A 12,600-nucleotide genomic window follows, 5' to 3' on the forward strand; every position below is an offset into this window, starting at 1 on the left:
CAAATGTCCGAGCTAGCAGCGCCGAGCTATCCGATCGACGACACCAACCGCGTCAAGCGCCGGCACCAGCGCGCCCACTATGACCACGCGACGGTGCATGCGCTGCTCGACTCCGCCGCGTTATGCCATGTCTCCTATGTCATCGACGGCCAGCCCTATTGCACGCCGACACTGTATTGGCGCGAGGGCACCACGCTGTATTGGCACGGATCCAGCGCCAGCCGCATGCTGCGCAATCTGTCCGAGGGACAGCCGGCCTGTCTCACCGTCACCCATCTCGACAGCCTGGTGCTGGCGCGCAGCGCCTTTCACCACTCGGCTGATTATCGTTCGGTGATGGCATTCGGCCACGCCAGGCTGATCGAGGACGCCGCAGAGAAGGCGGGCGCGCTGACGATGATGGTCGACCGCCTGTTTCCCGGCCGCACGGCAGGCTTGCGCCCGACCACGGAGCAGGAGCTCAAGGCCACATCCGTCGTCACCATGGAGATCGAGAAGGCCTCCGCCAAGATCCGCGCGGCGGGCGTCATCGACGACGAGGAGGACTATGCATTGCCGGTCTATGCCGAGCGCATTCCGGTACGCACCGTGCTCGACGTGCCGGAGCCGGACGGCCGTCTGCTGCCGGGCGTCGCCCGTCCCGCGACGCTCTCAGGCTTCAGCTTCGGACGGAGGCTCGATGAGGTGCTGACGGAGGCATATGCAGCGAGCTATCCGATGGGGTAGCTTTGCGGGAGATGACGCGCATCTGTCTCGACAACCACCGCTGTCGTCCCGGCGAACGCCGGGACCCATAACCACAGGAAGCGGTTTGAGGCACGATAGTTGTTAGCAGCTCACCCCGCATGTCTGCTGCGGAGTATGGGTCCCGGATCGGCGCCCCGCCGCGCTCTCGCGCGTCGGGGCTTGTCCGGGACGACACCTGGGCAGATCCTCACCGATTACTCCTATGTCCCGGCGAAAGCCGGGATCAAGGATTACAGAGCGCGGTTTGAGGTACGTCGCGAGTTGCACGCCCCGCAGCAGCTTACCGCTCGATCATCCTGTTCCAGCGCGTGTTCCACTCGGCGCGCTTGGCGTTGATGACGTCCCAGTCCAGCGTCACAGCACTCTTCATGTAGTCGTGAAACGTCGCGAGCTTGTGATCGGCCCCCGGCGTCGTCGCCTTTGCGGCGGTGTTGGAGGGAACGATGTTGCCGGCCGCCAGCGCCTTGGCCTGGGCTTCCGGCGACAGCAGATAGGCGGCCAGCTTCTGCGAAAGCTCGGCCTCCGAATTGTTGGCGATCACGCATTCGGCGACCATCAGCACGACCGAGCCTTCCTTGGGCTGCGCGTATTCGACAGGGATGCCTTTGTCTTTCAGGATCGACACCGACGTGGGCGTCAGCGGAAAGATCGCGGCCTCGCCGGTCTGCGCCATCTCGGAGATCTTGGCGGAGTTCGGGATGTATTCGAGCACGTTCTTGCCGATCGTGTCAGGGAACGCCTTGAAGCCCGGCTCGACATTGGCCTCGCTGCCGCCCTTGATGCGGTTGAACATCAGGAAGGCGTGCAGGCCGAAGGTCGACACCGAAGCCGACTGGAAGACGACCTTGTCCTTGTATTTGGCATCGGCGAGGTCGAGCCATGAGGTTGGCGCCGACCAGCCTTTCTCGTCGAACAGCTTCTTGTTGTAGGCCAAGCCCGTCATGCCGATGTCGATGCCGGCGGCGATGTCGTCCTTGAGCCGTGCGAACGGCTCGAGCTGCGCCAGCCCATCGCTCGGCTTCAGCTTCTCGCACAGGCCAAGGCCGGCGGCGCGGATCATCACGCCGTCGTCGAGAAACATCACGTGCATCTGCGGCTTGTCCTTGGCCGCGATCGCCTTGGCGAGGATCTCCGAGGAGGTGCCGGGCACGACGACGATCTTGACGTCGTTGGCCTTCTCGAAGTCCGGAAACACCGCCTGCGTGTAGGTGCGCTCGAAATTGCCGCCGTTCATGCCGACATAGAGCGTCTTGGTCTCGGCATGCGCGGCTGATGTGGCGAGGATGAGTGCAAGGGCTGAGCCGAGCGCGGCGCGAGCATCGATCATGGCGAGGTCTCCTTCGATCCTGTCGTCATTGCTGCTTGAGAGGCATCGCCCGGCTGCGATGCGGGTGAGAAACGGGTGATCGCGAACGGCGCGATCGGCGTCGAGGTCTCGCCGTCGCGCACGAGTTCGGCCAGAACCTCGCCGACGCCCGGCGCGATCTGGAATCCGGCGCCGGAGAAGCCGAAGGCGTGAAAGAGGCCCGGCGTCGTGGCGCTCGGCCCGATCACCGGGTTGCGGTCGGGCATCGTCGCCTCGGTGCCGCTCCAGAACCGGATGGCCTGGGCGTGGCGCAGCGGGCCGAACAATTCACTGGCGCGCTGCATGATCGTCAGCACGCCGTCGCTGCGGGGCCGCGAGTAGTCGGGATCATCGAGCGGCGCGGCGCGCTCGCCGCCGACCACGACATTGCCGCGCGTCACCTGTCGCGCGTAAATGCCGCCGCCCTCGATGCCGATGTTGACGCCGAGAAACGGATCGAGCGGCTCGGTCACGATCATCGACGGGTAGGTGCGCTCCAGCGGCACCGGCTCGCCGAACACGCTGGCAAAGCTGTCGGCCCACGCGCCGGCGCTGTTGATGACGATGCGCGCGGTCACGCCCAAGCCTTCAGCCTCGAGCGCGAAGCCGCCGCTCAGCCTCGTCGCGCCCAAGACCTTGGTATTCTCCAGCACCTCCGCGCCGGCGCGGCGGGCCGCAGCCGCAAAGGCAGTCGCGACCAGCCGCGGATTGGCGTGACCGTCGCCGGGACAGAACGAGCCGCCGACGACATCACCGCCGATGCCGAAACGCTCACTGAGCTGATTGTGGCCGACCAGTTCGAGATCGAGCCCGAACGGCGCGACATCTGCCGCATATTGCTCCAGGCTCGCCAGGTCGGCCGCGCTGCGCGCGAGCTTGAGATGGCCGGAGCGCAGGAACTCGCCATCGATGCCGATCAGCTGTTGCAGCCGCGGCCAGATCGCATGCGAGCGCTGCGACAATGACAGTTGCTCGGGCGGACGGCCCTGCCGGCGCACGCCGCCATAGTTGACGCCACTTGCCTGCGCGCCGCAAAAGCCCTTGTCGAGCAGGGTCACGGTGAAGCCCATGCCGCGCAGGGCCAGCGCCGAGGAGCTGCCGACCAGGCCGCCGCCGATGATCGCGACATCGCAGTCAATGCGCCGGGTCATGCTGCCTCTCATCAACAGACAAGCTCATGGCCAGCGGGATCGGCTTGATCGGTGCTTGCGCGCGTAGGCGACCGACCGCGCCGATGTCGCGGCCCGTCTGCGCGGCCAATAGCTCCGCCGCGGCCGCGCCGCACATCCGGCCCTGGCAGCGGCCCATGCCGATGCGCGTGACAGCCTTGAGCCGGTTCACGTCGGTGAGCGAGAAATGGCCGATCGCGCGCCGCGCGTCGCCGGCGCTGATGTCCTCGCAGCGACACAGCAGCGTGTCGTCGGCGATATCAGCGCCCCAGTGCGCGGGAAACGGAAACGCAGCTTCGAGCGCGTCGCGCAGGCGGCCGATCCGCACGAGCCTGCGCTCGAGACTGGCGGCGCGTGCGGGGGCGTGCGGCAGGCCACGATCCTCCAGCAGCGCCAGTGCGGCGCGCTCGCCCGCAAGCTCGGCCGCATCGGCGCCCGCGATGCGGGCGCCGTCGCCAGCGAGATAGACGCCTGCGACGCTGCTGCGGCCGCTGGAATCGCGCACCGGCAGATGGGCACGATCGCGGGGGTCGAAGCGGAAGGCGCAGCCGGCGAGATCGGCGGCCTGCGTCTCCGAGCGCAGATTGAGGCCATAGCCGATGCCATCGCAGGCGATGGCGTGTCGGCGCCCGCCGGTCTGGTAGACGATCCGCGCCACCCTGCCCTCGCCCTCGATGCGAAGACCGGACACGCCGAGTTGAACCTGGGTACCGTGCAGCGCCAACTCTGCCGCCATTCGCAGGCCACGCAGCACGATATCGGGCGCCAGAGGCAGCGCGCGCAGCAGATGGAGCTTCGCCGACAGCGGCGCGGCGTCGAGCACGGCCGCGACCTCGACGCCGGCCTTCATGTATTGCCAGGCGACGAGATAGAGCAGCGGGCCGGAGCCCGCGAACACCACACGCTTGCCGATCGCGCAGCCTTGCGCCTTCAGCGCGATCTGCGCGCCGCCGAGCGTGAACACGCCGGGCAAGGTCCAGCCCGGCAACGGCAGCACGCGATCGGTTGCGCCGGTGGCCAGAATCAGTCCGTCATGGAGGATGCGCTGAGAAACGCCGTCTCGGAGACTATCAGCCGAAGCATCGCGCAGATTCCACAGCAGCGTATTCGGCCTGTAGTCCACTTGCGCACCGAGCGCGGCGAAGTCGCGCTGCAGCCGCGTCGCCTTCGCGGCCTCCGAGCCGTACCGCGCCTGGGCGTCGCGGCCATCGGGGCTCAGCGGCTGGCGATAGATCTGACCGCCGCAGGCGTAGCCCTCATCGATCACGATCGGCCGCAAGCCAGCCGCGACCAACGTCATCGCAGCGCGGATGCCGGCCGGGCCGGCGCCGACGATCAGCGGAGGTGCGCGCTCAGCCATGGCTGCGCCCCCGCGTGGTGACGATGTGCATGCCCTCAGCGAGCGGCGTCGTACAGGCGCGCAGCCGCTCGCCACTCGCGAGCTGCACCCAGCAATCCTGGCACGCCCCCATCTGGCAGAAGCCGGCGCGCGGTTCGCCGGAGAACTCGCTGTGGCGCAGCCGGTCGGTGTGGCAGAGCACTGCCGTCAGCACGGTGTCGCCGGCACGGCCCTCGCAGGGCACGCCGTCGATCGTGAAGAAGATCACAGCGCTGTCTGTGCGGACGAGGCGATGAAGCAGGGGCATGGTCATTCGCTCATCAGCCCTGCCCGACCAGGATCTTGTCGAGGCCGAAGATGCGATCGAGCAGCATCATCGCCGCCGCCGTCACCGCGATCATCAGCGCCGACACCGCGGCCATCATCGGATCGATCGACTCGGTCGCATACATGTACATGCGCACCGGCAGGGTGACGGTGGCGGGCGAGGTGATGAAGATGGACATCGTGAGCTCGTCGAAGGAGTTGATGAAGGCGAGCAGCCAGCCGCCGGTGATGCCGGGCAGGATCATCGGCACGGTGATGCGCCGGAACACGATCCAGCTGGACGCCCCGAGCGTCACAGCGGCCTGCTCGGCGCTGCGGTCGAGGCCGGACAAGGCGGCCAGAACCAGGCGGAGCACATAAGGCGTGACGACGACGATGTGGCCGGCCGTCAGCCAGAGCAGGCTGCCGGTGGCGCCGAGCAGCGCGAACAGCCGCAGCAGCGCGACACCGAGCACGAGATGCGGGATCATCAGCGGCGACAGGAACAGCGCGTTCAGCGCGGCGCGGCCGCGGAAATCGTAGCGATCGAGCGCAAGGCCGGCGGCGACCGCGAGCACCACCGCGATCGTCGCCGCAATCGCCGCAACCCACAGGCTGTTCAGGAAGGAGGCGACGAAATCCGGATGGCCGAACACGGCCGTGAACCAGCGCAGCGAGAATTGGGTCGTCGGCAGGGTCAGCGTGTTGGCCGGCGTGAACGCGACGAGGCAGATCACGACCAGCGGCGCCAGCACGAAGCCGACGACGAGCGTATGAAACAGCAGCGCGATCGGTCCATTGTGGCGCATGCCGCTCACCCCAAGGTCCGTTTGAAGCGAGCCTCGACCACGCGCTGATAGGCCAGCATGATGATGAGGTTGATGACCAGCACGAGGATCGCGATCGCCGCGCCGAGCGGCCAGTTCAATTCGTGCATGTATTCGTCATAGACCAGGGTCGCCGCCATCTTCAGCCGGCGGCCGCCGAGCAGCGCGGGGATCGCGAAGGCCGACGCCGACAGTCCGAATACGACCAGGCTGCCGGACAACAGGCCCATGGTCACCTGCGGCAGCACCACGCGGCGCAGCGCCGTGAAGCGCGAGGCGCCGAGGGTCCAGGCGGCGGCCTCGACCATCGGATCGAGCTTCTGCAGCGAGGTCCAGACCGGGATGACCATGAACGGCAGCATCACATGGACCAGCGCGACCACGATGGCGGTCTCGGTGTAGAGGATCTTCACGGTGCCGAGTCCGAGCGCGCGGAATGCTTCGTTCACGAGGCCCGTCGGACCAAGCAGCATGCTCCAGCCGAAGGCACGCACCACCACGGACACCAGCAGCGGGCCGATGATCGCGAGCAGGAACACCGAGCGCCAGGGCTCGCGCATGCGCGACAGGATGTAGGCCTCGGGCGCACCGATCAAGGCGCAGATCACCGTCGTCATCGCGGCGAGCCGCAGGGTGCGCCAGAAGATGTTGAGAAAGTAGCTGTCGGAGAGGATCGCGGCGTAATGCGCCAGCGTGGTTTCGTCCTTCACGCCGCTCGCGGCGTCATAGACGTGGAATGACAGGATCAGCGTGAGCGCGAGCGGAACGATCACGAGCGCCGCGAACAGCAGCGCGCCGGGCGCGGCCAGCAGCCAGGGTGTCGTGCCGGCGCGCGCGCTGCTCATGAGGACTGCGCTCCGTCCGGCTTCGACGCACGCGCGCTGGATGAGCTCCAATCGAGTCCCACCTGATCGCCCTCACGCGCCGGCTCCTCGCCCGCATTCGGCAGGGACACGCCGACCAGCCCGGCCGAAGTCTCCACGGTGAAGTACCAGACGCTGCCGAGAAAGAAGCGGCCCTTGACGCGGCCGTCGAGCACGCCAGCGCCATGCGCCTTCAAGCCGATCTTCTCCGGCCGGATCGCCAGCACGGCGGCCGCACCATCCGCAAGACCTGCGCCCTCGCACGGCAGCACGCGGCCGCCGATCTCGACGCCGGCCGCGCGCCAGACGCCGGACAGCCGGTTCATCTTGCCGACGAAGGAGGAGATGAAGGGCGTCGCCGGATTTTCGTAGAGGCGATACGGCGCGTCGACCTGCATGATCCGCCCCTGCTCCATCACGACGACGCGATCGCTCATCGACAGCGCCTCGCTCTGGTCGTGCGTCACCATGATCGTAGTGGTGCCGACGCGCTGCTGGATGCCGCGCAGCTCGAACTGCATCTCCTCGCGCAGCTTGGCGTCGAGATTGGACAGCGGCTCATCGAGCAGCAGCACCGGCGGATCGATCACGAGCGCGCGCGCCACCGCGACACGCTGGCGCTGGCCGCCGGAGAGCTGGCGCGGATAGCGGTCGGCAAGCGCTGCGAGCTGCACCAGCGCCAGCGCCTGTTTGACCCGTGCCTCGCGCTCGGGCCGTGCGACCTTGCGCATCTCGAGTCCGAACGCGACGTTCTGCGCCACCGTCATGTGCGGAAACAGCGCGTAGCTCTGGAACACGATGCCGAGGCCGCGGCGATCCGGCTTCTCATGAGTGATGTCACGGCCGTCGAGGGTGATGCGGCCGGAGGTCGGCTCGACGAGGCCTGCGATCATCTGCAGTGTCGTGGTCTTGCCGCAGCCGGAGGGGCCGAGCAGCGAGATGAACTCGCCCTTGGCGACGCTGAGACTGACGTCGCTGACCGCAGCGACATCGCCGTAGAGCCTCGTCAGACCGGCCAGCGTCAGGAAACCCATGCGTCCTCGCGCGGGAGACGCCCCCTGCACCATCAACGGGGATTGCCGCCCTGGGCGTCTTTCATGCGGGTGACGCTGGAGGTGGTCAATGATGAATTCCATTATCCTGAATTTATCTGCCTAGAATTTTGATATATGAAATCTTTCTCTTCGGCCTTCGTCCTTGATTCACAGAACCAGATGCCCGCACCTGACACCGATTCAGCCTCCAGCCTCCGCCGGGCGTTGAAACTCCTGCGCATCCTCAGCCAGGGAGACCCCGAGGGGCTGCGGCTGAAGGACATCGCCGAGACGGCCGGCTGCAGCCAGCCGACCGCGCACCGCATGCTGCAGGACCTCGCCGCCGAGGGCTTTGCCGAGCAGGCCGCCGGCAAGCGCTATCGCCTCGCGCTCGATTTCTACGTGCTTGCCGCGCGTGCCGGACAGGCCAGCGGCCTGCGCGATGCCGCGCGGCCGGCGCTGCTGCGGCTGTCCGCAACCTTGAGCGACACGATCTTCCTTTTGGTGCGCAACGGCTTCGATGCGGTCTGCCTCGATCGCGTCGAGGGCCCGTTTCCGATCCGATCATTCACCGGGGACATCGGCGGCAAGGTGCCGCTCGGGCTCGGCCAGGGCAGCCTCGCCATCCTCGCCAACCTGCCGGAGGACGAGCAGGAGGCGGTGATCCGCTTCAACATCCCTCGCCTGCTCGATCGCGGCTTCCTCGACGAAGCCTCGCTGCGCAGCGCCTTGGCGCTGGCGCGCGCGCAGGGCTGGGTCAACACCAGCACCGGACTCATTCCCGGCATGGCCGGCGTCGGCGTCCCCGTGCTCGACGCGCAGGGACGTGCGGTCGCCGCGCTCAGCGTCGGCACGCTGGCGGAGCGGCTGAATGCCGACCGCCTGCCGCATGTCGTGAAGATCCTGCAAAGCGAGGCGCAGGCGCTGGCGGGGAAGCTCAATCCGTTCGACGTGGCGCTGCGCTATCCGTCGCGGAGCTTGAGCACGATCGGGGGAAGCTAACGATGACGCGCGAGCGGGGCCTCATGGTTCGAGACGCGCCGCGCGCGGCGCTCCTCACCATGAGGGTTGAGAGTTGCGCGTCAACATTGCACAGCATTTCGCCGCACACACGATCCTCGTCCTGAGGAGCCCGCCGGAGGCGGGCGTCTCGAAGGACGGCCACAGGCGATGGCAGCCGCCGCGCATCGCGATCGTTCGACAGATCAGTTGTTGTTCAAGTCACCCACTCCGCGCGGATGCCGCGGGCGGGTTCAGCTCCTCTCGCGGGCTCACGCCATGAAAACGTGAACAACCCCGTCGGCTGGACCTGTTCGAGCTCGGCGCGGACGATGTCGCGCGCGATCACGACGATGAAGGGCGCGGGCGGCGTCGCGGTCGTCAGCTGCCGTGGCGGTGAGAACACCGTTCCGACGCTCTCGACCAGCAGCGGCCGCGGCGCCTCGTGCACCCGGACCAGCCCCTTGATGCGCAGCAGGCGCTCGCCGAGCCGGCCTGCGACATTGTCGAGCCAGCTGGCGAGATCGACGTAGGCGATCTCGGCCAGCGGCCGGACGAGGCAGAGCGCGAGGCGCGGGTGCGCCGCGGCCAAGTGGGGCGCGACATCGCGCAACGGCAGGGACGCCGTGAGCGGCGCGAAGGCCGCCGACACCACGGCGGCGCGATTCGCGTTGGCGACAGCCTCCGCGACTGGATTGAGCTGCGCAATCGCCACCGGCGCCTCGGTCAGCGCCTGCGGCGCGAGATCCGCCTTGGTCGCAACGATGCGATGTGCCGCGGCCCATTGCGCGGCGGCTTCCTCGAACGTCCCGACCTCCAAGCCGCGCGTGAGATCATAGGTCGCGATGACCGCGACGCGCATGCGATGCTCGGCGAGCGTCGCAAGCTGGCGCAGCACCGGGCCGGGCATCGACAGCCCTGACGTCTCCAGGATGATCCGGCGCAGCGGCGGCAGGCCGGCGGGCCGCGGCGTCATGATCAGGCGGTCGATGGTGAAGGCGAGATCGCTGCCGACCTGGCAGCAGACGCAGCCGTTCGACAGCATCGCCATCGGCACGTCGTCGCCGCTCTCGCGCAGCAGCACGCCGTCGAGCCCGACCTCGCCGGCCTCGTTGACGATCACGGCCGTGTCGGACGCGGTTTCCGCGCTCAGCACATCGCGCATCAGCGACGTCTTGCCCGAACCGAGGAAGCCGGTAAGGACGAAGAAGTCGATTGTGCCGACGCTCATGGCGCCGCGGCATCCTTGGCGGCGTATTTCTCCGGCACGTCGCTCTCCCAGCTCGCCTTGACCAGCTCGCGCACGTCGGCGAGCAGCTCTTCGGTGTCGTAGATGATGCCGTCCTTGATCGTGTATTTGAGGCCGCGATGCCATTCGACCGCATTGGTCGAATCGTTGAAGCGCATCGCGCCGGTGCCGTAGAGCAGCTTGAAATCGGTCAGCGGGTTGTGGTCGTGCACCAGCAGGTCGGCGCGCATCCCGACGTCGACAGTGCCGATCTCATTCTCCAGGCCGCAGAGTGCTGCGCCCTGAGACGTCGCCGAGCGGATCACTTCCAGCGGATGGAAGCCCGCCTCCTGCAACAGCTCCAGCTCGCGGACATAGCCGAAGCCGAAGATCTGGTAGATGAAGCCGGAATCCGAGCCGGTGCAGACCCGGCCGCCGCGGTTCTTGTACTCGTTGATGAAGGCCATCCAGAGCCGGTAGTTCTCCTTCCACTCGATCTCGTTCTGGGTCGACCAGCGATACCAGTACGAGCCGTGGCCGCCGCGCTGCGGCGTGAAGTAGTCCCACATCGACTTCCAGGTATATTCCTTGTGCCAATCGGCCTGGCGCGCCCGCATCAGGTCGCGGTTGGCGTCGTAGATCGTGAATGTCGGCACGAAGGTGAAACCGATCTCCAGGAACTGCTCCAGCACCTCGTTCCACTTGGCCGAGCCGGGCTCGGCGCCCTGCTTGAACATCTGGCCCGAGACCGAGAAGCGGAAATATTCGTCGGTGTAGTTGTAGTCGAGCGGGAAGTTCTGGATCACGCGATCTTCGAACAGCGCCTCCGGCAGGCCGTAATAATGCTCGGCGCTGGTCAGTCCCCACTTCGCCGTGGTCAGCGCATTCATGCGCGACACCGCCATCTGGGCGTGGTGGCAGCCGGTGCGCAGGCCGATCGTCTTGCACTCGTCGAGCGCGGCCTCCATGATCGCGGGCGGCGCGCCGAAGAACTTGATGCCATCGGCGCCGCGCTCCTTGACCTGACGCAGCCAGCTCCGCCCCTGCTCCGGCGTGTAGATCGTCTTGACCATGTCGTTGACGGCCGGGAAATAGGCATAGGCGAGCAGCCGCGGCGCGGCGATGCTGTTGTCGGCGGCGCGCTGTTTCTGGTCGAGCATCCAGGACAGGCCATTCATCGAGCCCATCTCGCGCACCGTGGTCACGCCGTGCGCAAGCCAGAGCTTGTAGACATAGTCGACCGGCGGCACCCAGCCATTGGCGGAGTGATAGGCGACGCCCGCATGGGCGTGGCAGTCGACGAAGCCCGGCGTCACCCATTTGCCGCGGCAGTCGATCTCGTGATCGGCCGGCTCGCCGGCGTTGCCGGCATAGCCATAGCCCACGACCTTCTTGATGCTGACGATGCGCCCGTTCTCGACGATGATGTCGACGGGCCCGATCGGCGGCGCGCCGGTGCCGTCGATCACGGTCGCGCTGCGCAGCGCCAGCCGCTTGAACGGCCCGATGCCGCGATCCCTGGTCGTCGCCTTCGGCACGATCGGCGCCGCGCCCTTGTTCCGGATGAAGGCGAGTTCATCGCCCGGGAGCATCTGTTCCGTCATGACGGCGTGTCCTCATTTGAGACCGTAGGGTGGGCAAAGCGTAGCGTGCCCACCACGCGTACTTTCCGTGCATCATGGTGGGCACGGCGCTGCGCGCCTTTGCCCACCCTACGATTCGTCTTTCCGTCATTGCGAGCGAAGCTAAGCAATCCAGGAGCGACAAGAAAAGTCTGGATTGCTTCGTCGCTGCGCTCCTCGCAATGACGGCGGTTTCGAAGCCCTACCCCGTCCTGTACCGCCGCGCGAATGCGACGCTGCCGAACACCGTGAAGGCCATGGTCACCGCCAGCAGCATGAAGGCGAGCGCGGCGCCCATCGGCCAGTTGTTGCCGCGCACGAACTGATCGTACACCGCAGGCGCCATCATCTTGAATCGCGGGCCGCCGAGAAGCACCGCCGTTGCATAGGTGTTCATGCACAAAACGAACACCAGGATCGAGCCGGCGGCGACGCCCGGGCCCGACAGCGGCAGGATCACCCGCCAGAACACGCGCGCGCCGGATGCGCCGAGATTGGCGGCGGCATATTCCAAATCGCGCGGAATGCTTTCGATGACCGCCGACAACGTCAGGATCATGTAGGGCAGCACCACGGCGATGATGCCGATGATGACGGCCTTGGTCGTGTACATGATCTCCAGCGGCGCGGAGACTACGCCGAGCTTCATCAGCACGGTATTCACGAGCCCGTCGCGCGCGAACAGCGCCATCCAGCCGGCCGAGCGCACGACGTTGCCGACCAGCAGCGGAAACAGCGTCGCTATAACGACGAGGCTCTTCCAGCGGCTTTCCATGCGCCCCAGCCAATAGGCTGCCGGAAAAGCCAGGATCAGCGTCAGCAGCGTGCACAGCAGCGCGATGCCCAGCGTCGCCAGGATGATCTGCTGGTAGTACGGATCGGTCGCGGCCTTGATGTAATTGTCCGGCGACAGCGCCTGCACCATCAGCTGGGTCGGGCTGAACTGGTTGAGCGAGATCCGGAACATCAGGATCATCGGCCCGATCAGGAGAGCCAGGACCAGCAGACAGGCAGGGACGACCAGCAGCGCCATCGCGCGAGCTCCGAGTGGGATTGTTTCGGCTGTTCAGCCGTAGCTCCTGCGGCGAGGCCGCAGGAGCAGATGGTCGAGCCGATAGTTC

12 protein-coding genes are annotated in these 12,600 nt (G+C 66.9%); 2 read left to right on the plus strand and 10 right to left on the minus strand.

Annotated elements, in window-relative coordinates:
* The first annotated feature begins 3 nt into the window (after positions 1–3).
* On the plus strand, positions 4–726 hold the full coding sequence (locus tag QQL87_RS17160) for a pyridoxamine 5'-phosphate oxidase family protein (protein WP_284420114.1): 723 nt from the start codon (positions 4–6) through the stop codon (positions 724–726).
* A 301-nt stretch (positions 727–1,027) separates the two neighbouring features.
* On the opposite strand, the gene QQL87_RS17165 is transcribed toward QQL87_RS17160, so the two are convergent.
* The 7 genes from QQL87_RS17165 to QQL87_RS17195 are packed head-to-tail and all read right to left on the minus strand — an operon-like array spanning position 1,028 to position 7,630.
* Positions 1,028–2,074 carry an ABC transporter substrate-binding protein gene (locus tag QQL87_RS17165; protein ID WP_284420115.1) on the minus strand — a complete coding sequence of 349 codons (1,047 nt, stop codon included), beginning with the start codon at positions 2,072–2,074 and terminating at the stop codon, positions 1,028–1,030.
* The gene (locus QQL87_RS17170) at positions 2,071–3,243 is read right to left on the minus strand and encodes an NAD(P)/FAD-dependent oxidoreductase (protein ID WP_284420116.1); all 1,173 of its coding nucleotides are present in this window, start codon (positions 3,241–3,243) and stop codon (positions 2,071–2,073) included. The genes QQL87_RS17165 and QQL87_RS17170 overlap by 4 nt, the downstream gene beginning before the upstream one ends.
* Positions 3,227–4,621, minus strand: a complete 1,395-nt coding sequence (locus QQL87_RS17175; protein WP_284420118.1) for an FAD/NAD(P)-dependent oxidoreductase — start codon at positions 4,619–4,621, stop codon at positions 3,227–3,229. The genes QQL87_RS17170 and QQL87_RS17175 overlap by 17 nt, the downstream gene beginning before the upstream one ends.
* Positions 4,614–4,907, minus strand: a complete 294-nt coding sequence (locus QQL87_RS17180) for a (2Fe-2S)-binding protein (protein ID WP_284420119.1) — start codon at positions 4,905–4,907, stop codon at positions 4,614–4,616. Before QQL87_RS17180 ends, QQL87_RS17175 begins: the two co-directional genes overlap by 8 nt.
* Positions 4,908–4,920: 13 nt before the next feature.
* A complete protein-coding gene (locus QQL87_RS17185) occupies positions 4,921–5,715 on the minus strand; it encodes an ABC transporter permease (protein ID WP_284420120.1) in 795 nt (264 codons plus the stop codon).
* A 5-nt stretch (positions 5,716–5,720) separates the two neighbouring features.
* Positions 5,721–6,578 (minus strand): ABC transporter permease, encoded by an 858-nt coding sequence (locus tag QQL87_RS17190; RefSeq protein WP_284420121.1) that lies wholly within the window; start codon positions 6,576–6,578, stop codon positions 5,721–5,723.
* On the minus strand, positions 6,575–7,630 hold the full coding sequence (locus QQL87_RS17195) for an ABC transporter ATP-binding protein (protein WP_284420122.1): 1,056 nt from the start codon (positions 7,628–7,630) through the stop codon (positions 6,575–6,577). The genes QQL87_RS17190 and QQL87_RS17195 overlap by 4 nt, the downstream gene beginning before the upstream one ends.
* A 180-nt stretch (positions 7,631–7,810) precedes the next feature.
* Between QQL87_RS17195 and QQL87_RS17200 the strand changes: the two genes are divergently transcribed.
* The gene (locus QQL87_RS17200; RefSeq protein WP_284420123.1) at positions 7,811–8,632 is read left to right on the plus strand and encodes an IclR family transcriptional regulator; all 822 of its coding nucleotides are present in this window, start codon (positions 7,811–7,813) and stop codon (positions 8,630–8,632) included.
* A 214-nt stretch (positions 8,633–8,846) separates the two neighbouring features.
* Here QQL87_RS17200 and QQL87_RS17205 read toward each other — a convergent pair whose 3' ends face one another.
* From QQL87_RS17205 to QQL87_RS17215, 3 genes are all read right to left on the minus strand, one after another.
* Positions 8,847–9,860: a CobW family GTP-binding protein gene (locus tag QQL87_RS17205; RefSeq protein WP_284420124.1), complete on the minus strand. Its 1,014-nt coding sequence runs from the start codon at positions 9,858–9,860 to the stop codon at positions 8,847–8,849.
* Positions 9,857–11,461, minus strand: a complete 1,605-nt coding sequence (locus tag QQL87_RS17210) for an amidohydrolase family protein (RefSeq protein ID WP_284420125.1) — start codon at positions 11,459–11,461, stop codon at positions 9,857–9,859. The genes QQL87_RS17205 and QQL87_RS17210 overlap by 4 nt, the downstream gene beginning before the upstream one ends.
* A gap of 220 nt (positions 11,462–11,681) precedes the next feature.
* Positions 11,682–12,512, minus strand: a complete 831-nt coding sequence (locus tag QQL87_RS17215; RefSeq protein WP_284420126.1) for an ABC transporter permease — start codon at positions 12,510–12,512, stop codon at positions 11,682–11,684.
* Positions 12,513–12,600 lie beyond the last annotated feature (88 nt).

It is taken from the genome of Bradyrhizobium sp. SSBR45G, assembly GCF_030159255.1.
In the GTDB taxonomy this organism is placed as follows: Bacteria; Pseudomonadota; Alphaproteobacteria; order Rhizobiales; family Xanthobacteraceae; genus Bradyrhizobium.